Raw genomic sequence first — 20,640 nt, 5'->3', positions numbered from 1 at the left:
CCATACGGGACCGCGCTACTGCGCCGTCCAGCCGCCATCCATGGCCATGTTGGCGCCGGTGATCTGGCTCGCCGCATCCGAGGCCAGGAACACGGCCAGGGCCGCCACCTGGTCGATGGTGACGAATTCCTTCGTGGGCTGCGCCTTGAGCAGCACCTCGTTGATGACCTCGTCCTCGGTCATCCCCCGCGCCTTCATGGTGTCGGGGATCTGGCTCTCGACGAGCGGCGTCCAGACATAGCCCGGCGAGATGCAGTTCACCGTGATGCCGTGCGTGGCGAGTTCGAGGGCCGCGGCCTTGGACAGGCCGACGAGGCCGTGCTTGGCCGCCACGTAGGCGGACTTGAAGGGCGAGGCGACCATGGAGTGCGCCGAGGCCGTGTTGATGATCCGGCCCCAGCCGCGCTGCTTCATGCCGGGGATCGCGGCGCGCATGGTGTAGAAGGCCGAGGACAGGTTCAGGCTGATGATCTGCTCCCACTTCTCCGGCGGGAAGTCCTCGATCGGCGAGACGTGCTGGACGCCGGCATTGTTCACGAGCACGTCCACGGAGCCGTAGGTCTCCTCCGCCAGTCGGATCAGCCCCGCGATCTCGCTGGGCTTGGTCAGGTCGGCCGGCGAATGGGCGGCCTTCACGCCGAACTCGGATTCGATCCCGGACCGCGCCGCCTCGATGTCCTCGGGCTTGCCGAAGCCGTTGAGGACGATGTTGGCGCCCTCCTTGGCGAAGGCGCGCGCGCAGGCCAGGCCGATGCCGCTGGTGGAGCCCGTGACGACGGCGGTCTTGGATTTCAGGATCATGGAAGTCTCCTAGGGGCACTCTTCGACGCGGGGGATCCTAGCGCGTCCGACAGGCGCGCGGTCGAACAAAGCCTGAGCGCGGGGTCCGGCACGACGCGCGACATCGGGTCGATCAGGCGAGATAATCGTGCAGCACCTGCCCGTAGGGCAATGTGAAGTCCACGACCATGTGCCGGCCGCCGACGATGCGGCGCACGGGCAGGTCGGCTACCCGGCAGTTCACGTGCGGAATCAGGTGAAGGCGAGCCTCCCCCTCCGAGGCGCCGTGGACGGTGATGTCCTCCAGGCGGTAGCCGACGAGCTGCGCGACCTTCGGGCCGCCGTCGACATCCGGGAGCAGCTTGAGGTTGACGTTGAGTTTGCCCAGGCCCTGCTTCACCGCGGCGAGATCGTGCTCCAGGCTCCGGTGCTTGTAGGTCATGGTGCCCATCGCGACCCGCTCGTCGTCGTAGTGCAGCGTCCCCGTGAGGGTGTCCTTGGTGAGCCTGAGGCGGGGCACGCCCCACTTCTTCGGGAAGCCCCAGATCTCACGCCCGGCCGTGATCGGCGGCTCGTCGTCGAGGTACATCTGGATCGAGAAGTTGCAGGGCTCGCCGTCGAAGGTGGCGAGAGCGCCCGAGCCGCTCTCCTCGTAATCGCCGAACCCGGAGGAATCCGGCATCTTCATCCACTCGTAATAGACGCGATTGTCCGGATGCGGCTCCAGGGGCTCGGGCAGCGCCCGGCGCAGGGCGTCCGCATCGGTCTCGTAGGTCACGATCAGGTATTCGCGCCGGAGGAAGCGAAACGGCCCGCGCGGATAGCTCGGGCTGAAGGCGGGCATCGAGGGCGTCTCGAGGATCTCGTCGCGGGTCACGGGCTCGTCTCCCTGGGGGTGAAGGGCGTTCAGTCCTGCGCGTCGCGGGTCAGGTCGAGCACGCAGATTCCGCTCGCGTCGGGCCGGCGGTCGCGCCAGGCCGGCGCGCGCAGGGACCGGCGCAGGTCGCCGAGCCCCGCGGCCCAGTGCTCCAGCATGGTCGCGCGCGAGAACTCGTAATCCTTCGAATTCCCCTCGTAGGCCTTGCGACGATAGATCAGCTGCAGGATCGTCACGACGTTGTCGTGACTGATCCGTCGCAGAAACGCGGCATCGGGGTCGTCGCGCCATTCGGGCGGCAGCTTGCCCAGGAGGCTGCGCGTGGCGGCCTTGGCCTTGCGGATCTCCAGGCTCATGTCGGTGTTGAGCCGGGTCCGGCTGGAGAAGCGGATATCCTTCTCGCGCTCGGCCGCGTCGATCAGGGTCCGGGGCATCGCTCCGCGCGCGGAGAACAGGTCCACCTGGAACACCACGAGGTCGCGCCGGCGCTCCTCGTCGAGGACGTATTGCAGCGGCGTGTTCGAGACGATGCCGCCGTCCCAGTAGGGCTCGCCCGCGATGGTGACCGGCGGGAAGCCCGGGGGCAGGGCACCGGAGGCCATGATGTGCTCGGGCGTGATGCGGTCGCACCGGGTGTCGAAGTAGGCGAAGTTTCCGGTGCGTACGTTGACGGCACCGACGCTGAGGCGGGTCGCCCCCCCGTTGATCAGGTCGAAATCCACGAAGCGCTCAAGGGACGCCCGGAGCGGGGTCGTCTCGTAGTAGCTCAGCGCCTCCGGCGCGCCGGCCGGATAGAAGCTGGCGGGAGGAAAGCGGGGGTTGAAGAAGCCGGGCACCCCGAAGGCGGCGACCCAGCCGGCACTGGCCTCGTTGAAGGCCGCCCGCGCCCGCTCCCCGGGAAACCAGGGAACCCCGGTCACCCCCGAGGAGACCAGCTCCCAGAAGGCTCTCATCCGCTCCACGCGACGCTCCGGCGGGTTCCCGGCGATCAGCGCCGCGTTGATGGCTCCGATGGAGATGCCCGCGACCCAATCCACGGCGTGGTCCTGGGCGGCCAGCGCTTCGTAGATGCCGGCCTGGTAGGCGCCGAGCGCCCCGCCGCCCTGGAGCACGAGAACCTTCGTTTCGCCGCTGGGACATGCCGTCACGACCGGCCCTCTCCTATCCGGACCACACCCCGCCTCGGGGGATCCCGGGAGGCGTCCCGCCCACGGCCCGCCTAAACCCAATCCATGGTTGCCGTAAGCGTGCAGTACCACCATGACGCAAGGCCTGGGCGACCACCATCCCTCGGGTGGGACGAAGCGGCCCGGTTGTCAGGCCCTCGGCCTGCGCGCTCGGGCGCCCGGGTGTGGCGGCCGGCGGTGACGACCCGGCACGATTCGCATCCGAGCCTCTCGGCTCGACCGACGGACTCCCGGCCGAAACGCGCCGGCGGGACACGCGGTCGAGCCTCGCCCCGGTCCCGTGGACGGTTGACAGGCGCAGTTCCTTCGCCAACACCCCCCGCCCAGTCGCGGCTTTTCCCGCACGCCCTCCGCCGCAATCGTCCCTGACCCGGCCGCCCCGCGCGCGATGGCGACGAACAAGGATCCCTGACCCATGTCGGTGACGCGCTCCTATCTCGACTTCGAGAAGCCGGTGGCCGAGCTCGAATCCAAGCTGGAGGAGCTGAAGACCATGGCCGCCCGCGATGGCGCGGTCTCGATCAGCGAAGAGGTCGGGCGCCTGGAGGCCAAGGCCGCCGCCGCCCTCTCGGACATCTATGCCGGCCTGACGCCCTGGCAGAAGACCCAGGTCGCCCGCCACCCGCAGCGCCCCCACTTCATCGATTACTGCGCCGGCCTGATCTCGGATTTCAGCCCACTCGCCGGGGATCGCGCCTTCGGCGAGGACCAGGCCATCGTCGGCGGCTTCGGACGCTTCCGCGGCCGTCCGGTCTGCGTGCTGGGCCAGGAGAAGGGCTCCACCACCGAGACCCGCCTGCGGCACAATTTCGGCATGGCCAAGCCCGAGGGTTACCGCAAGGCCGTACGCCTGATGGAGCTCGCCGACCGCTTCGGCCTGCCCGTGCTGGCCTTCGTCGACACCGCAGGCGCCTTTCCGGGCATCGAGGCGGAGGAGCGTGGACAGGCCGAGGCCATCGCCCGCTCGACGGAGGCCTGCCTCGCCCTCGGTGTGCCGAATGTCGCGGTGGTCATCGGCGAGGGCGGCTCGGGGGGCGCCATCGCGCTCGCCACCGCCAGCCGGGTGCTCATGCTGGAGCACGCCATCTACGGCGTGATCTCGCCGGAAGGCGCGGCCTCGATCCTGTGGCGCGACCAGGGGCGCGCGGCGGACGCCGCCACCGCCATGAAGATCACCGCGCAGGACCTGCTGCGCCTCGGCATCATCGACGGCATCGTGCCCGAAGCGACCGGCGGGGCCCATCGCGGGCGCGAAGCCGCGATCGCGGCGACGGGGGCCGCCATCGAGGCCGCCCTGGTGGAGTTCCAGGGCCTCGGCCCGGACGAGATCCGGGACCGGCGCGCGGCGAAGTTCCTGGAGATCGGTCGCAAGCTCTGAGAGTGCGACACTGCGCCGCGGATGCGCGCGGGAACCAAACCTCCCGATGCGTCCGTTGCGCCCGCCAAGGTTTCGCCACACCGACGCCTGGCGGATCGGCGGCGAAAAACCTGTGAAATCAATCCTCTTTCCGTCGGCACGCTCCGCGCGGCATCAAATGCGGCGAGATCGGGTCGACGGGCCGATGATGTCCGCAATCCACATCCCGCCCGGGCCACGAAGGCGGTCTCCTTGCGGTAACAACCGGGTAAGTTTAACGACGCTAAGGGGTTGGGGAGTGGCATGCCACGGGCGCGAGCCCGGGGCTGCGTGACTGAGGATAGGTTCCCCATGGCTATGCGCCCGCTCGTGGCCGCCGGTTTCGCTCTGCTCGCCCTGTCGCTCGGCGCCTGCCAGGACGGTTCGATGGGCGGTGGCGTTCCGCTGCGGGCCCTGGCCCCGGTGCCGCCGAAGACCCTTGCGCTGATGGCCCAGAAGGGCATGTCGCAGAGCGATCCCATCCTGATCCGCGCCTACAAGCGGGAAGCGGAGATGGAGGTGTGGAAGCGCGGCACCAACGGCCAGTACGCCCTCCTCAAGACCTTCCCGATCTGCCGCTGGTCGGGCCAGCTCGGCCCGAAGACCAAGCAGGGCGACCGCCAGGCGCCCGAGGGCTTCTACACCGTGACGCCGGGCCAGATGAACCCGAACTCGTCCTACTACCTCTCGTTCGACACCGGCTATCCGAACGCCTACGACCGGGCGAACGGGCGCACCGGCAACTACATCATGGTGCACGGCACCTGCTCGTCGTCGGGCTGCTTTGCCATGACCGACGAGTCGATGGGCGAGATCTACGCCCTGGCGCGGGATTCCTTCGCGGGCGGCCAGCGCGCGTTTCAGTTCCAATCGTACCCGTTCCGGATGACGGCGGCCAACATCGCCAAGTTCCGCAACGACCCCAACGCGCCGTTCTGGAAGAACCTCAAGGAAGGCTCGGACTACTTCGAGGCCCTGCGCGACGAGCCGCGGGTCGGCCTGTGCGGAACGAAGTACGTCTTTGGCGGCGCCGACGCGGCGGCCGGCTCCTGCACGCCGCGGGTCGAGCCCCAGGTGGCGGAGAAGCGCGAGCGCGACAACCGCGAGATCGCCGACCTGATCGCCAAGGGCACGCCCGCCACCCGCCTCGTCTACGACGACGGCAGCCAGAACCCAGTGTTCCGCGGTCAGCAGACGCCCGCCAATACCCTGACCTTCGCGAGCCTTGGCAAGGCGCCCCCCGAGCCCGAACTGCCCTACGACCCGAAGGACTATGCCCAGCACAAGCTCGGCGACGTCAGCCGTCCCGAGAGCCTGGCCGCCGGCGAGCGCGAGATCGAGGTCGACGCCAAGGGCCATCCGGTGATGATGGCCGCGGCCGCCCCGATCCCCACCAAGGCGGCCGCCGCGAACCTCGCCCGGAAGGGCACCGCCCCGGCGGCCAAGCCCGAGCCCGTGGTGGCCGAGCCGGCCAAGCCCGCCCGCGTGATGGTGGCCGACGCCGAGGGCGATCCGGCCGCCTACAAGAAGCTCTTCGGCAACGTGTTCAGCAACGGCGCGCCCGCGACACCGGCCACCGACGCCGCCACCGTCCCGGCCGTGGCCGCGGCGGTGCCGGAGCCCATCGCCGCCAAACCTGCGCCCAAGCACGCCCCCGCGAAGGCGGCACACGCCGCGCCCGCCCCGGCCAAGGGCGGCAAGCCGGACGAGGAGAAGGCGGCGAAGCCGGTCCACAAGACCGCATCGGCCGCCGCGACCGCCTCGCCGAAGACCACCGGCTCCACCACGCCCAAGAGCTCTCCCACGCCCAAGGATTGAGGTGAGGAACCGAGGCGGGCCGGGCCGCTCCGCCTCAGCGCGTGCCAAGGAGCATGGCGCCGAAGCCGAGGAAGATCCCGCCGGTGATCCGGTCGAAGGCCCGCCGGAGCGCCGGGCGGGTCAGGGATGCGGCGAGCCGGCGGCCGCCGAGGGCGTAGACCCCGTACCAGAACAGCTCCGCCCCCGCGAAGGTGACGATCAGGATCGCGAATTGCGGGGCCTGCGGCCGTGCCGGCTCGACGAATTGCGGCAGGAAGGCGCTGGCGAACAGGAGGAGCTTGGGGTTGCTCAGGCCGATCAGCAGCCCGTCGCGGTAGAGACGCCTCAGCCCGACCGGCGCAGGGCTCCCCGTGTGCCCGGGGACGTCCAGCGCCCCGTCCCGCCCGCGCCAGGCCCGGATGCCGAGCCCCACGAGATAGGCGACGCCGGCATAGCGCAGGCCATCGAACAGGACCGGCGACGCCAGGAGGACGGCGCTCAGTCCCGCCGCGGAGGCCACCAGCACAAGGACCACGGCGCTCAGGCACCCGGCCATGGCGGCGAGGCTGCGACGCAGGCCGACGCGGACGCTGCGCGCCAGGATATGCAGCATGTTCGGCCCCGGCTTGCCGGACAGGAGGAAGACGGCGCCGAAGAACAGCCACCAGGTCTGGAAGGTCACGGCCGGGCTCCCGGATCGAACGCGCACGCCCTGGTGCGCTCCGGCAGCCTCTTAGCAGACCGCGTCCGGGGCCGCGCCCGGCCGAGAGGCGGGGCAGCCCGGCGCGCAACGAAAAAGGGCCCCGCGAGGGACCCTTCTCCAGATCAGTCAGATCGGTCGACCGATCACATCCGGCGCATCATGCGACGGTGCATCATCCGGCGCTCCATGTGACGGCGCATCATGCGGCGCTCCATGCGACGGTGCATCATGCGACGCTCCATCCGGCGCTCCATGCGCATCTGCACGGTGGACACGGTCTCGGGGGCGGTCACGCCCAGCGGGGCACCCGGTGCGGCCGAGGCGGAGGTGGCGAGGCTGGCACCGCCGAGCGAGGCGAGCACGGCGAAGGCAAGGGTCAGTTTCCTCACGTGAAGACTCCCATTCTCATTTGTCCGAGCGCGGCACCCGGTTTGTTCTCTCGCACCCGAGGCCGAGAAACTCGTGTCGCGCACCGGAGTGAGCGGCAGGCCCCGTTCCGGCCCGCCGCTGACAACACCTGAGTCAGAGATTCGTTTCCTCGAAAGCCCGCACCCACTCAGCACAAATTCCGGAGCGGACGATATCGTCGAGGGTAAATTCTACCACCGGGATCGGCATCATCCGACTCTTGATCAGGTGGATCACCGTGCGCAGGCCAGACGTCTCGCGTAAGTCCGTCTGGGACACGTCGCCGTTGATGATCACCTGGCAATCGTCACCGATGCGGGTGAGGAACATCTTGATCTCGGCGGTGGTGGTATTCTGGGCCTCGTCGAGGATCACGAGGCAGTTCTTGAAGGTGCGCCCACGCATGACCTCGAAGGGCACCACCTCGATGTCGCCGGTCTTCACCGCGATCTCGAAGGCGGCCTCGCCCATGCGCTCCTTCATGGTCTCCGTAAGGGGAGCGACCCAGGGGGCGATCTTCTCTTCCAGCGTTCCGGGAAAGAAGCCGAGGGAGCGGCCGGAGGGCACGTTCGGCCGGGTGATGATCACCTTGGCGATGCGGCGCTGGCGGAGCTGGTCGGCGGCGCGGGTCCCGGCGATGAAGGTCTTGCCGGTGCCGGCGGGGCCGAGGACGATCACCTGCTTGTGAAGGGCAAGGGCGTCGAGGTACTGCGCCTGCCGGTCGGTGAGGGGCTGGATCGGACTTAGGTTGCGTTCTTCGTCGAAGCGGGTCTTGTGCAGCCGGACCGGACGGTCCTCAACGAGTTCAAGTCGTGCGCGGCGTCTCTTCATCGATCAACACTCCAACCGGACTTGCCAACCTGGATTTAATCTGAGCCTGACTTGCTGAACTTGCTTTGCATCACTTTCGATTGATCCCGTTTCGGCGATCCTTTCGACTTCGCCCGCTTCACAGCCAATCCGGAGACCGCCCTCAAGTTCCGGACGGGTCCCTCAAGGCTGTGGATTCCCGTTACGGTCCCGATGACCGCAGGACTGTGCGTTGCACGCACCATGCCGCGCCGGGCGCGACAGGGGCGTGACATCCACTATTCTTCGGAATGATGTAAAAAGTCTGCGTCGATGCTGCGCTGCGGGAGCCGATCCGCCGCGGCGGTCGATTGCCCTGGGCTGTGTCGCAAAAGACGCAGTCCGCATCCGCCCGACGTCCTCCGCAGCCCCCGCGTCCCGCGATCAGGCCGCCTGGATGAAGCTGTCGAGGACCATCTTCCGGCCGGCCTTGTCGAAATCAACGGTCAGCTTGTTGCCGTCCACACCCGCGACGGTGCCGGGGCCGAACTTGGTGTGGAACACCCGCATGTCGACGCTGAAAGCGGAGGGCGCGCCCGTCGATTTGGCGATGAGCTCGCCCTCGATCTGGCGCAGGCCGCCCCGACTGGCCGGCGAACGGTTGCCGACCCCGTAGCCGTTGGCGTTTCCGGACTGCGCCGTATTGGCCTGGGCCCGCTGCCAGCCGGGCGTGCCGTAGGACGAGCCGAAGGGCGCCGGGTTCCGGTCGAAGCGCGAGGCCCCGGCCGCGAAGTGGGCGGGGGCATCGATCACGTCGACGCTGTCCTCGGGCAACTCGTCGATGAAGCGGCTCGGCACCGTGGAGGACCACAGGCCGTGGATGCGCCGGTTGACGGCGAAGGACAGCTTGGCGCGCTTGCGGGCCCGGGTCAGGCCGACATGGGCGAGGCGGCGCTCCTCCTCCAGCCCGGCGCGGCCGCTCTCGTCGAGCGCCCGCTGGTTCGGAAACAGGCCATCCTCCCAGCCCGGCAGGAAGACGGTGTCGAATTCCAGGCCCTTGGCGGCGTGGAGGGTCATCAGCGAGACCCGGTCGGCCCCCTCCTGCTCGCTGGCCTCCATGACCAGCGAGACGTGCTCGAGGAAGGCGGCGAGGTCCGGGAACTCCTCCATGGAGCGGACGAACTCCTTGAGGTTCTCCAGGCGTCCGGCGGCGTCGGCCGACTTCTCCTTCTGCCACATCTCGGTGTAGCCGGATTCCTCCAGGATGGTCTGCGCCACCTCCGAATGCGGCTGGGTTCCCACCAGCCGGGCCCAGCGTGAGAAGCTCTCGACCAGGGCGCGGACGCCGGACCGGGCGCGGGGCTTCAGCTCGTCGGTCTCCACGACGAGGCGGGCCGCCTGGAGCAGCGGCACCCGCTCGGCCCGGGCATAGGCGTGCAGCGCCTGCAGGGTGGCGTCGCCGAGGCCTCGCTTGGGCGTGTTGAAGATGCGCTCGAAGGCGAGGTCGTCGGAGGGGTTGGCGGTGACGCGCAGATAGGCGAGCGCGTCGCGGATCTCGGCCCGCTCGTAGAAGCGCGGGCCGCCGATGACCCGGTAGGGCAGGCCGAGCTGGACGAACCGGTCCTCGATCTCGCGCATCTGGGCCGAGATGCGCACCAGCACGGCGATCTCCGAGAGGGGATGCTGCTGGGCCTGGAGACTCTCGATGGCTTCCGCCACCTGGCGGGCCTCCTCCTCCGAATCCCAGGCGCCCGACACCGTCACCTTCTCGCCGGCGACGTCCTCGGTGCGCAGGGTCTTGCCGAGGCGGCCCTCGTTCCTGGCGATGAGGCCGGAGGCGGCGGCGAGGATATGGCCGGTGGAGCGGTAGTTGCGCTCCAGGCGGACCACCACGGCGCCGGGAAAGTCGTGCTCGAAGCGCAGGATGTTGTCGACCTCGGCGCCACGCCAGCCGTAGATCGACTGGTCGTCGTCGCCCACGCAGGCGACGTTGCGGTGGCCCTGCGCCAGCAGGCGCAGCCAGAGGTACTGGGCGACGTTGGTGTCCTGGTACTCGTCCACGAGGATGTAGCGGAAGCGCTGCTGGTAGTTTTCCAGCACGTCGGGGTTCTCGCGCCAGAGCTTGAGGCAGAGCAGCAGCAGGTCGCCGAAATCGGCGGCGTTGAGGGTCAGGAGCCGAGCCTGATAGGCGGCATAGAGCGCCCCGCCCTTGCCGAAGGCGAAGGCCTGGGCCTCGCCGGGCGGCACCTGCTCGGGCAGGAGGCCGCGGTTCTTCCAGCCGTCGATGGCCGAGGACAGGGCGCGCGCGGGCCAGCGCTTCTCGTCGATGTTCTGATCGACGATGACCTGCTTCATCAGCCGCAGCTGGTCGTCCATCCCAAGAATCGTGAAGTCGGAGCGCAGGCCCACCAGTTCGGCGTGCCGGCGCAGGATCTTGGTGCCGATGGAGTGGAAGGTGCCGAGCCAGGGCATGCCCTCGCCGGCCGGCCCGATGAGCCCGCCGATGCGGTGCTTCATCTCGCGCGCGGCCTTGTTGGTGAAGGTCACCGAGAGGATGTCGAAGGGCCGCGCCTTGGCCGTCGCGATCAGGTGGGCGATGCGCGTCGTCAGCACCCGTGTCTTGCCGGTGCCGGCCCCGGCCAGCACGAGCACCGGCCCGTCCGTCGCCTCGACGGCGCGGCGCTGCTCGGCGTTCAGCCCTTCGAGGTAGGGCGAGCCCTGTGGCCGGAGGGAGGCCATGGCACGGGCGGCGATGGAGGTCGGGGCGGCGTCGGAGGCGGATGCGCCGGCCGCGTCGAAGCGTTGAGTCATCGCGCATCCCTGGACCAAAACGCGAACGGCGTCGAGGGTCGCGCGCGTTTCCGGAGTGGCCCGGCCTCCGCCTGGACGGTCTCCGAGGCTCCATCTCGGAAGCACCTCGTATCCCGGAGAGTGTCGGATCGGCGATTAAATTCATCCAAAATCGGATGAGGAATTTCCGCCAGCCCGGGCCAGGACTATGTCTCGACGGGATGGGTGAGGCGCGGCGATGGGCGAGCTCTATCAGTCGGGGAGCATCATCATTCGGTTCTATGCCAACGATCATCTGCCGCCGCATTTCCACATCCTGACACCGGATGACGAGGCTCTCGTGGAGATTGCCACCCTCCGACTGTTGGCCGGCGCCCTGCCGGGCAAGATCGAGCGCGAGGCCCTGGCCTGGGCCGCCGAGAACCGCGCCGCCGTCGCGGCCGAATGGAATCGGACCAACGCCCGCTTCCCGATTGCCTGAGGAGGTTGCCGTGAACGATCCCCTGCCCCGCATCTCAACCGTCATCGCCACGGGTCCCACCGGCCTCGGCGTGATGTGGCGCGACGACCGGTCCGACCGCGTGGACCTCGCCGGATGGATCGCCACCGGCGGTGAGATCCTGTCGCCTCTGAACGATCCGGCCCTGTTCGCGACGGTCCGGCTCGGAGATCACGGGACCTCCGTGGAATGGGGCAGCGAGGACGGGGACCTCGCCATCGATGCGCATCATCTCAGGCTGATCGCGGACGAACAGCGGCGGTTCGGCCGCGCGGAGGTGACTGCGTGGCAGACAGCCGCCGGACTGTCGAACCAGGAATCCGCGGATTTCCTCGGCCTCTCGCTGAGCACGTGGAACGCCTACAAGGCGGGCATCAGCGCGGTGCCGACTCCCGTTGCGATGGCGTGTCGGGCGGCCCTGCGCGACCCGATCCTGCTCCACGCCCATTACCGGCCGCGCAAGCGGGGCCGCCCGCGCCGCGTGGGTGCACCCAGCGCGGCGTAGGGTGGCGCGGTCCGCCAGGCAGAGACCGCGACACACTGAGACTCCGGCGGCCAAGGACGGAAGAGGACTGAAACCCGCAACCTCCCGTCGCTGCCGACGATCGATGCGGCAGTCTCACGCAGCGTCGCAGAACCTTCGAAAACCGGAACCCGCCTTCCCACCGGCAGGTCGTCTCACCAGATCACGACATCACAGTGCACCTGACAAGGACGCCGCCATGCGTAGCTCCCCCGCCCTTCTCGCCGGCCTCGCGCTCCTCGCCGCCGGTCCGGCCCTCGCCCAGGTCTCGTCGCGGGGCGTCGACAGCCTGAATGCCACCAACGAGCGCCTGTCCAACCGCAGCGAACTCCGGGGCATCGAGCAGCGCCAGCAATTCGACACCAACCAGACGCGCCTGCAGATCCAGCGCGGCGACCTGTTCCGGCCGAGCGCGCCCCCCGCCCCGATCGTCGTTCCGGGCCGTCGCTGAGCCGCGGCCCCGGGGCGCCGGACGCGGCGCGCCGGCCCTGGCGCGCGCGGGCGTTCCCTGTGCTATGTCCGCCGACGGAGCGGGGCCCGACCCGGGTGACGAGGCGGAACAGAGACGGTGCGTGACATCCTGACCGCGCTGGCGGGCGCCGTCATCCTGCTCCTCGTCGCGGCGCTCGCCGTCCCGCCCTTCGTGGCCTGGGAGGGCTATCGCGGCACGATCGACCGGACGATCGCGCGCTCCCTCGGGGTCGCGGCTCAGACCGAGGGCCGTATCGGTGTCCGGCTCCTGCCCTCGCCGCGCCTCAAGCTCGATCGCCTGCGGCTGGGGTCCGGGGCCGGCGCCGCGCAGAAGCCCGCCCTCGACCAGCCCCAGCTCGACCTGCAGTGGATCAAGGCCGAGATCGCCCTGGCGCCCCTGCTGAAGGGCGAGATCCTGTTCACCGAGACGCGGGTCGGCCGGGCGGAGGTCAAGCTCCCCGTCACCGATGGCGAGGCGATGCTCCTGCCCACGCGCGGGCTGTCGGCGGCCCTGCAGCGCGACCTCGCCATCGAGGACCTGTCGATCCGGCAGTTCGTGCTGACGACCCAGGTGCTCGCGACGGGCCGGACCGAGCAGTTCTACGCCGAGGCCCTTCAGGTCTCCGCGCCCGCCCTCGTCGGCCCCTGGCGGGCCGAAGGCACGAGCCGGGGCGTCCCCTTCCGGGTCTCGACCGGTGAGCTCGGGCCCGACGGCGTCAACGTGAAGATCGCGGGCGGCGGCGACACGCAGCCCCGCTTCGAGGCCGATGCCCGCATCGGCCTCGCACCCGCCGGCACGGCGACGGGCGGACGGCGCCTGACCTCGGCGGTGGCCGAAGGCAGCGCCCGGATCGTCGTCGGGCCGCCGGTCCAGGCGGCAGGCGCCTATCTGCCCTTCTCCCTTGCCGGCAAATTCAAGGGGCGCGGCCTGACGGCCCGGTTCACCGACGTCGCCATGGAGATCGATCCCGGCGGCCAGGCCCTGCGCCTGGGCGGCTCGGGTCAGCTCGACCTGAAGCAGTGGCGCGGCGCCCTGGCGCTCTCCGCCCGTCGCCTCGACCTCGACGCCTTCCTGACCTCGGCGGCCGGACAGGCGCTGATCGCCCGCGGCCTGCCGAACACCGGCGGCCGCAACGGCCTCGGACTGCCGATCATGGTGGACCTGGACCTCGCGGCGGAGAGCCTGGCCCTCGGCCTCGACGAGTGGACGGGGCTGGCCGCCAGCGGCATCCTCGACCGCACCGGCGGCGTGGTGCTGCGCCGCCTCGACGTCACCGCGCCGGGCGCCACGGCCCTGGGCGCCAGCGGTGAGATCGACACCGAGACCGGCCTGCGCTTCACCGGGCGCCTGTCCCTCGACACGCCGGCCTCCGACGGGTTCGGCCGCTACCTGCGGCGCCTCGGGCTCGAAGGCCCGGCCGTGGCGGTGATGGACGGTCGTCCGGTGCAGGTGAATACCGACCTCTCGGTGGCCGCCGGCACGGTGTCCCTGCGCAACCTGCGCCTCGGGCTCGGCGAGGCCCGCATCACCGGCAATGCCCGCTACACGGCGGCCGAGGGACCGGCGCGCGGCCGCTTCGATGCACAGCTCGCCGCGCAGGGCATCGACATCGCCGCCCTGCCGGTGCTGAGCGGCACCCTCGCGGACCTTCGGGGCCACGATGTCGGGATCACGCTCCAGGCCCGGGACGTGCGCTACGGGCCCGCCGGCGCTCATTCGGGCAACGGCACCATCGCGGCGAGCATCCAGTCGGACGGCCCGAGCCTCGTGGTCGACAGCCTCGCCATCACCGACCTGGCCGGCGCCAATGCCAAGCTCTCGGGCCGGATCAGCCCGGACGGCACGGGCCGGATCGCCGGGCAGGTCTCGGCGGCGGTGGCCGCCCCCCTGTTCGCGCTCCTCGACCGGGTCTGGGTGGCGGAGGCCCGCCGGGTCCCGGCCTTCCTGCGAAACGGGGCCCTCGACCTCGCGGTCAACCTCGAGCGGGATGCGGGCGCGGCCGACACCCTGCGGGTCGGCGCCAAGGGCGACGCGGCGGGCGGCACCCTCGACCTCGACCTCCTGAGCCGGGCGGGCCGCATCGACACCCTCGACCTCACCATCGCGACGGCGAACGCGGCCCCCTGGTTCGGGCGCACCGATGTCCCGGCCCTGCGCCGGCCCGGATACCTGCGCATCGCCGGCGTACCCGCCCCGTCCGACGGCACCGCGTCTCCCGGGGGCCTCGCCCTGCGCCTGAGCGGGACGGTCGCCGACATCACCGTCGCGACGGTGCAGCCGATCCTCCTCGACGCCGCCGAGCCCCTGCCGCGAGCCGGCGCGCTTCAGCTCGCCCTGCCCGATCTCGCGCCGCTCCTCACCCTGGCGGGCAGCGCCGTGCCGATCCCCGGGCCGCTGCCGGCCGATCTCGGTCTGCGCCTGTCGCGGGCCGGCCCGGACCTGCGCCTGGGCGTCGTCGGCCAGATCGCCGGCCAGCCCGTCTCGGCCGACCTCACCCGCACGGCCGAGGGCGCGATCGGCGGCAGCGCGTCCCTGACCCGCCTCGCCCTGCCGCTGCTGGCCAGTGCCACGATCCTGCCGACCGAGGCCCCGCGCGGACCCGGCCAGAGCCCCGCGAGCGCGCGGTTCGCGCCGGTTCCGGCCGGCCGGCCGGCGGTCTCCCTCGGCCTCCGGGTCGACAGCCTCGACCTCGGGCGCGGGCTCACGGCGACCGGCGCGACCCTCGGCGTCACCCTGGACGGCGAGACCCTGACCCTGCGTGACCTCGACGCGACCCTCGCCGGTGGACGCATCGCGGGACGCGCGACCTCGACACGTCAGGGCGGCGCCGCCGCGTTCTCCGGCGAGGGCCAGATCACCGATGCGGCGATCCCCGGCTTGGTCGGCCCGGGGCCGGTGGACGGTCGGGTCTCCGCCCAGCTCCGCTTCGGCAGTTCGGGCGAGAGCCTGACCGGATTGATGAACAACCTCGGCGGCAGCGGCACCCTCACGCTCACCGGCCTCAGCCTGCCGGGGGCCGATCCGGCCGGTCTCGATCGGGCGCTGACACGGGCGCTCGCGGAGGACGATCCCCTGCGGGAAGGCCGCCTGCAGGCCCTCGCGGCCGAGGAGCTCGGCGCGGGCCCGCTCACCGTGAAGGGGCCGGTCTCGAGCCCGGCGAGCCTCGTCGGCGGTACCTTGCGGGCCGGCCCGCTGACCTTGCCCCTCGGATCCGCGCGCTGGAGCGGGACTCTCGGCGTCGACCTGGGGGACGCGCGCATCGATGCGCGCGGGTCTCTCCTCGCCGGCCAGGCGCCCAAGGGCTGGAGCGGGGCGAACCCCTCGATACAGCTCGGCTTCAGCGGTCCGATCCGAAACCCTGAGCGCAGCATCGACGCCGGACCGGTGACCAACGGGCTCGCCGCCCTGGTGCTCCAGCGCGAACTCGAGAAGATCGAGCTGTTCGAAGCCGACCAGAGCGAGCGCCAGCGCCGCCGCGCCCGCATCGAGATGGACAGGGCCCGCGCCCTCGCCATCAAGGCCGCGGCGGACAAGCTGGCGGCCGAGAAAGCGGCCTCCGAGGACGCCGCCCGCCAGGCGCGTCTGCGGGCACAGCAAGCGGCCCAGCAGGAGGCCGAAAGGGCCGCCGAAGAGGCGGCGCGCCGCCAGCGCAGCGAGCCGGAGCCGCCCCGGGACCGGGACCGGGACCGGGAGGGTACGCCCCCGGGCCCCTAGCGGAAGGGGTGGGCGGTACCGTTCTACATGAAGATCAGTTCGTTGATCTGACCGGCCAAGTCGGCATCGTAGGACCAGTTCGACTTCCCCACCAGATCGGTGGTGCGGAGCACATCGCGGGGAACGCCCCCTGGACCCTCGGCCATCAGGGTGTCGTTCTTGAACAAGCGCATGTAGCCCCCGTCGTCCACACTGGCCTGCCATCGGGCCGTTTCGCCTTCCACGATCGCATCGTAGGCGGTGATCCGGTAGGTTTCCGACCCCGCGATGATCTCGAAGGCCATGTCGTCACTCGTCCAGGCTTGACCGAGCCAGACGTTGTCCTCCCAGGCCCCGTTGCCGGTGTCGAAGATGCGCTGGTAACTGCCACCGGCCAGATCGTCGAAGCGGGCTTCGGCGAACACCTTGAAGGCGCCCTCGATCTCTGGGATCCCTTTGTACGCGGTGACCTCCAGGTCGCTGACCTTGCCCGCCAGTGGGGCATCGATGGACCAGGGGGATTTGCCGACGAACTCATTGGTCCGTTCGATGTCCTTCGGCACGACGCCCTGCCCCTCGGCCAGGATCGTACCGTCCTTGAACAGGCGCATCCAGCCCGCCTCGTTGACGCTGGTCGTCCAGGACGCCTCCTGTCCCTCCACGATCGCATTCCTGGCAATCAGGGTTCCCTCCCTGCTCCCGTTCTGGATCGTGAACTGCATGTCATTCGACGTCCCGATCTGGCCGAGGAAGACGTTGTCGCCACTCGTTCCGTTGCCCAGGTCGTAGACCCGCTGCCAGGGACCCGCATCGAGGTCGTCGAACCGGACCTTGGCGGTGGCCGAGAAGGCGCCGTGAAGATCGGCGACTCCGTCCGCCTTGAAGCTCAGGTCGTAGACGGTGCCCATGAGGTCCGTGTCGTATGACCAGTTGGACTTGCCCACGAGGTCGCTCGTACGGACGATGTCGCGGGGGACCTCACCCTGCCCCTGCGCCAGGAGGACCCCGTCCTTGGACAGGCTCATGCGCCCGTTGGGGTCCACGGCAGCCGTCCAGCGCGCCTCGACCCCCTGCACGATCGCATCCTTGGCCACGATGCGATGCACGCCGGAGCCGGCATAGATCTCGAAGCCCATGTCGCGGCTGCTGCCGACCTGGCCGAGCCAGATGTTATTGCTCCACGCTCCGTTTCCGGTGTCGAAGACGCGCTGATGGCTGCCGCCGGCGAGGTTATCGAAGCGCACTAGGGCGCTCGCCACGAAGCCGCCGTCGATCTCCGGGATGTCGGCCACGAAGGCTTCGTCGGAGGTGTCCGTCAACAGCATCTCGAACCGGCTCTTGGAGTCGGTCCCGATGGGGCCGAAGCGTGCCCGGAGGTGAGCCAACAAACCCTTCACATCAAGTTCGACGTCGCCGATGCGCAGGGATTCGATCCCCATGAGGATGTCGACCTCGCCGCTGGCGATGTTCTTGATCCTGAGGGCGCCGCCCCTGTTGGTGGCATCGTAGATGACGGCAAAGTCGGCGGGGTTACCGGAATACGTCGCCCGGTCGCGGCCCTCGCCGCCATCGAGGGTGTCGTACCCCCACCCCCCATCCAGGATATCGTCGCCCGCACCACCGATCAGCGTATCGTTGCCGCCGCTGCCGAACAGGCTGTCGTCGCCGGTCCCCCCGTCGATCCGATCGTCGCCCCACCCGCCATCGACCCAGTCGTCCCCACCAAAGGCAAAGAATTCCTCGTTCGGGTAGTCGAGCCCGATCCGGTCAGCCCGCTCGGTGGCGATCGGCATGCCCATATCCTGGAAGATCGCGAGATCGAGATCCGTGATCGGCGCACGGCTGCCCATAGAAGACCAGGGATCCATCAGATCCTCTCGACCGGCGACATGGGAGCGGGATTCGTCGAGCGGGATCGAGCGGCCGTTCGAAGCCTGAACGTTGGGCCCATAGAACTCGTTGTTCCCGTTGGACCATGTGGCCGGAAGGTCGACGAATCCCAGGGCATGCCCGAATTCATGCTGGAACAGCGAATAGGCATCGATTTTATCCCACGGAACAGAGGCCGCACCCGTCGGATCGTAAAACAAGCTGTCGAGCCGGTGCTCGCCCAAGGTCACCTTCCCGTCCGGAGCGCCTCCATTTCCGTCCCAACCCAAGCGCGCCTTGTGAATGGCTGCCGAGAAGCGTCCGTCCCAGGTTCCGTTCGGACCCCCGTTCGCGAGATAATTCCCACCTCCGACGTTGCCGATTGCGACGGTGAGGTCGATCGTGCCGTTGCCCTGGATATACTTGCCCCAACCATCGGCGGCAGCTTGCGCAGTGGCTAGGATGAGGTCCGCTCGCCCGCCGGCTTGGCTCCGGGACCAATCGTCGGCCCATGTCACTGAAATTCTCGTCATGCACACCCCCTCGGGCCACAACCAAAAGTTGCCTCACGGGAGAATGCCGACCAGGGATGCGGCGGATCTTACAACGATCAATAAAGTTGCGCGGTTCGAAGCAATTCGGGGCGGGATTTCGTCCCGCCCCTCGATCTGGCTCGACCTTCGCCCGCGTACGCCTCTCAGGCCCTGCCGACGGCCAGCAGGGCGAAGGCCTGGATCAGGCCGACCTCCTCCAGGCGATCGAAGCGCCCGGCGGCGCCCCCATGCCCCGCCTCCATGTTGATGCGCAGGAGGATCGGGCCACCGCCCGTCATGGTCGCCCGCAGGCGCGCGACCCACTTCGCCGGCTCCCAGTAGGTCACGCGCGGGTCGGTCAGGCCACCGAGCGCCAGGATCGCCGGATATGCCTTGGCCGCCACGTTGTCATAGGGCGAGTAGGCCAGGATCGTCTCGAAGGCCGCGAGGCTCTCGCGCGGGTTTCCCCATTCCGGCCATTCGGGCGGCGTCAGTGGCAGTTCACCATCGAGCATGGTGTTCAGCACGTCGACGAAGGGCACGTCGGCCACGATGCCGGCAAACAGCTCCGGCGCGAGGTTGGCGACCGCCCCCATCAGCATGCCGCCGGCCGAGCCGCCATGGGCCACGATGCGGCCCTGGGCGGTATAGTCGGCTTCGATCAGAGCGCGGGCACAGGCAACGAAATCCGAGAAGGTGTTGGGCTTCTTCTCGCGCTTGCCATCGAGGTACCAGCGCCAGCCCTTCTCGGTCCCGCCACGCACGTGGGCGATGGCGTAGACGAAGCCGCGGTCGACCAGCGACAGCAGGTTGGTGCGGAAGGCGGCCGGCATCAGCGTCCCGTAGGAGCCGTAGCCGTAGAGTAGCAGCGGGGCGGTACCGTCGAGCGGGCAATCGCGCCGGTGTAGCAGCGAGATCGGCACGGTCTCGCCGTCCGCCGCCGTGGCGAACAGGCGCCGGGTGACGTAGTCCGCCGGGTTGTGGCCGCTGGGCACGGTCTGACGCTTACGCAACTGCCGGGCCCGGGTGACGCAGTCGTAATCGTAGGTCTCCGCCGGCGTCGTCATCGACGAGTAGGTGAAGCGGATCACCGCCGTCTCGAACTCGTGCCCCGGCTGCAGGCCGAGGGAATAGGCCTCCTCGGCGAAGGCCACCACGTGCTCGTTGCCCTTGGTGTCGCGCACGACGATCCGCGGGCGTGCATTCTCGATCTCGAGGCGCACGAGATGATCGGCGATCACGTGCTGGTGACGGATCATCACGCCGGGACGATGGGCGATGACGTCGGTCCAGTTCTCGCGACCGGGAGCCTCCACCCGGGCGGTGACGATCTTGAAGTCCTCGGCTCCGTCGGCATTCGTGAGGATGAAGAGGTGGTTGGCCCAGTTCTCGACCGAGTAGATCAGCAGCGGCTCGCGCGGCTGCACCACGGTGAGCGTACCCTCCCCCGTCCGACGGTCGAGGAGATGAACCTCGGACGTTTCGTGGTCGCTGGCCGTCACCATGAGGTAGTCGCCCGATTGCGTCTCCTCGATATGGACGAAGAAGCCGGAATCGGCCTCCTCGTAGACGAGGGTATCGGCATCCTGCGCGGTGCCGAGACGATGGCGCATCACTCGCGCGGGCCGGTGGTTGTCATCGACGGCGACGTAGAAGAAGGCTCGGGAATCGGCGGTCCAGACCACCTCCCCGGTGGTCGCCTCGACGCGATCCGTCAGCTCGGAGCCCGTCTCCAAATCACGCACCCGGATGCTGTGCAGTTCCGAGCCCTTGGTGTCGGCGCTCCAGGCGAGCAACCGGTGGTCATCGGAATGGACCGCTGCGGCGATCTCGAAGAAGGTCAGCCCTTCACCTTCGCGATCACCATCGATGAGGATGACCTCCCCCTCTTCCGGCCCCCCATCGGCCGCCGTCTCAGCGCCCTGCCCGGGGATCACCACGACGGTACGCGGCCGCCGACACACCAGCGGATACTGTCCGCCCTCGCGATGGCGGGTGTAGTAGGCATAGGGGCCGTCATGCTCGGGCACGCTGCTGTCGTCCTCCCGGATCCGAGCACGCATCTCGGCGACGAGGGTTTTGCGCAGCGCAGTGGTGTTCGCGAGCGCGTCGTCCGAATAGGCGTTCTCACCTGCCAGATGCTCCCGGATATCGGCGGGCAGGGCCGCCGGATCCTTAAGGACATCCCGCCAGTTTTCAGCCTTCAGCCAAGCATAGTCGTCGCGGATCACATGGCCGTGGACTTCGTAGGTGTGCGGGCGCACTTCCGCGACCGGAGCGGTGGCTGAAACCGAAAGGCTTGTTGATTGGGAGGCCATCGCAAA

At 69.5% G+C, this 20,640-nt stretch carries 15 protein-coding genes; 6 read left to right on the top strand and 9 right to left on the bottom strand.

Annotated elements, in window-relative coordinates; translation table 11 throughout:
- Positions 1–15 precede the first annotated feature (15 nt).
- The 3 genes from ASF41_RS20965 to ASF41_RS20955 form a co-directional block, all read right to left on the bottom strand.
- Positions 16–801, bottom strand: a complete 786-nt coding sequence (locus ASF41_RS20965; RefSeq protein WP_056496681.1) for a 3-hydroxybutyrate dehydrogenase — start codon at positions 799–801, stop codon at positions 16–18.
- 112 nt (positions 802–913) lie between these two features.
- Positions 914–1,657 carry an acetoacetate decarboxylase gene (locus ASF41_RS20960; protein WP_056496679.1) on the bottom strand — a complete coding sequence of 248 codons (744 nt, stop codon included), beginning with the start codon at positions 1,655–1,657 and terminating at the stop codon, positions 914–916.
- A 29-nt stretch (positions 1,658–1,686) separates the two neighbouring features.
- Complete coding sequence (locus tag ASF41_RS20955) at positions 1,687–2,805, bottom strand: patatin-like phospholipase family protein (RefSeq protein WP_056350898.1); 1,119 nt, start codon at positions 2,803–2,805, stop codon at positions 1,687–1,689.
- A 454-nt stretch (positions 2,806–3,259) separates the two neighbouring features.
- Between ASF41_RS20955 and ASF41_RS20950 the strand changes: the two genes are divergently transcribed.
- Together ASF41_RS20950 and ASF41_RS20945 are read left to right on the top strand one after the other, a co-directional pair.
- A complete protein-coding gene (locus tag ASF41_RS20950; RefSeq protein ID WP_056496676.1) occupies positions 3,260–4,222 on the top strand; it encodes an acetyl-CoA carboxylase carboxyltransferase subunit alpha in 963 nt (320 codons plus the stop codon).
- A gap of 330 nt (positions 4,223–4,552) precedes the next feature.
- The gene (locus tag ASF41_RS20945; RefSeq protein ID WP_082504721.1) at positions 4,553–6,058 is read left to right on the top strand and encodes a murein L,D-transpeptidase family protein; all 1,506 of its coding nucleotides are present in this window, start codon (positions 4,553–4,555) and stop codon (positions 6,056–6,058) included.
- A 34-nt stretch (positions 6,059–6,092) separates the two neighbouring features.
- On the opposite strand, the gene ASF41_RS20940 is transcribed toward ASF41_RS20945, so the two are convergent.
- From ASF41_RS20940 to ASF41_RS20925, 4 genes are all read right to left on the bottom strand, one after another.
- Positions 6,093–6,719 carry a LysE family translocator gene (locus ASF41_RS20940; protein ID WP_056496673.1) on the bottom strand — a complete coding sequence of 209 codons (627 nt, stop codon included), beginning with the start codon at positions 6,717–6,719 and terminating at the stop codon, positions 6,093–6,095.
- Between the two features lie 164 nt (positions 6,720–6,883).
- The gene (locus ASF41_RS20935) at positions 6,884–7,129 is read right to left on the bottom strand and encodes a hypothetical protein (protein WP_056211991.1); all 246 of its coding nucleotides are present in this window, start codon (positions 7,127–7,129) and stop codon (positions 6,884–6,886) included.
- 133 nt (positions 7,130–7,262) lie between these two features.
- Positions 7,263–7,979, bottom strand: coding sequence for a PhoH family protein (locus ASF41_RS20930; RefSeq protein WP_055945921.1), 717 nt, complete (start codon positions 7,977–7,979; stop codon positions 7,263–7,265).
- A 402-nt stretch (positions 7,980–8,381) separates the two neighbouring features.
- Positions 8,382–10,748 carry an ATP-dependent helicase gene (locus tag ASF41_RS20925; protein WP_056496671.1) on the bottom strand — a complete coding sequence of 789 codons (2,367 nt, stop codon included), beginning with the start codon at positions 10,746–10,748 and terminating at the stop codon, positions 8,382–8,384.
- A gap of 217 nt (positions 10,749–10,965) precedes the next feature.
- Here ASF41_RS20925 and ASF41_RS20920 point away from each other — a divergent pair, with 217 nt between their 5' ends.
- The 4 genes from ASF41_RS20920 to ASF41_RS20905 all read left to right on the top strand — a co-directional run bounded on the left by ASF41_RS20920 (position 10,966) and on the right by ASF41_RS20905 (position 15,935).
- Positions 10,966–11,208: a DUF4160 domain-containing protein gene (locus ASF41_RS20920; RefSeq protein WP_056211987.1), complete on the top strand. Its 243-nt coding sequence runs from the start codon at positions 10,966–10,968 to the stop codon at positions 11,206–11,208.
- Positions 11,209–11,218: 10 nt separating this feature from the next.
- The gene (locus ASF41_RS20915) at positions 11,219–11,731 is read left to right on the top strand and encodes a DUF2442 domain-containing protein (RefSeq protein WP_056211985.1); all 513 of its coding nucleotides are present in this window, start codon (positions 11,219–11,221) and stop codon (positions 11,729–11,731) included.
- Positions 11,732–11,948: 217 nt separating this feature from the next.
- Entirely contained in the window at positions 11,949–12,200 is a 252-nt protein-coding gene (locus ASF41_RS20910) for a hypothetical protein (RefSeq protein ID WP_056211983.1), read from the top strand.
- Between the two features lie 117 nt (positions 12,201–12,317).
- On the top strand, positions 12,318–15,935 hold the full coding sequence (locus tag ASF41_RS20905) for an AsmA family protein (protein ID WP_056496668.1): 3,618 nt from the start codon (positions 12,318–12,320) through the stop codon (positions 15,933–15,935).
- A gap of 23 nt (positions 15,936–15,958) precedes the next feature.
- Here the strand turns inward: ASF41_RS20905 and ASF41_RS20900 are convergent, their stop codons facing one another.
- Complete coding sequence (locus ASF41_RS20900; protein WP_056496665.1) at positions 15,959–18,316, bottom strand: calcium-binding protein; 2,358 nt, start codon at positions 18,314–18,316, stop codon at positions 15,959–15,961.
- 164 nt (positions 18,317–18,480) lie between these two features.
- Positions 18,481–20,634, bottom strand: a complete 2,154-nt coding sequence (locus ASF41_RS20895; protein ID WP_056496660.1) for a S9 family peptidase — start codon at positions 20,632–20,634, stop codon at positions 18,481–18,483.
- Positions 20,635–20,640: the final 6 nt, after the last annotated feature.

This window comes from Methylobacterium sp. Leaf111 (assembly GCF_001423285.1).
Classification (GTDB): Bacteria; Pseudomonadota; Alphaproteobacteria; order Rhizobiales; family Beijerinckiaceae; genus Methylobacterium.
The sequence above is the reverse complement of the archived record's forward strand: the minus strand, read 5'-3'. Positions and strand labels throughout refer to the sequence as shown.

Coding starts and splice junctions, on each gene's coding strand:
- ASF41_RS20920 (WP_056211987.1), top strand. CDS start 10,966: ATGGGCGAGCTCTATCAGTCGGGGAGCATCATCATTCGGTTCTATGCC.
- ASF41_RS20950 (WP_056496676.1), top strand. CDS start 3,260: ATGTCGGTGACGCGCTCCTATCTCGACTTCGAGAAGCCGGTGGCCGAG.
- ASF41_RS20965 (WP_056496681.1), bottom strand. CDS start 801: ATGATCCTGAAATCCAAGACCGCCGTCGTCACGGGCTCCACCAGCGGC.
- ASF41_RS20945 (WP_082504721.1), top strand. CDS start 4,553: ATGGCTATGCGCCCGCTCGTGGCCGCCGGTTTCGCTCTGCTCGCCCTG.
- ASF41_RS20895 (WP_056496660.1), bottom strand. CDS start 20,634: ATGGCCTCCCAATCAACAAGCCTTTCGGTTTCAGCCACCGCTCCGGTC.
- ASF41_RS20910 (WP_056211983.1), top strand. CDS start 11,949: ATGCGTAGCTCCCCCGCCCTTCTCGCCGGCCTCGCGCTCCTCGCCGCC.
- ASF41_RS20900 (WP_056496665.1), bottom strand. CDS start 18,316: ATGACGAGAATTTCAGTGACATGGGCCGACGATTGGTCCCGGAGCCAA.
- ASF41_RS20925 (WP_056496671.1), bottom strand. CDS start 10,748: ATGACTCAACGCTTCGACGCGGCCGGCGCATCCGCCTCCGACGCCGCC.
- ASF41_RS20930 (WP_055945921.1), bottom strand. CDS start 7,979: ATGAAGAGACGCCGCGCACGACTTGAACTCGTTGAGGACCGTCCGGTC.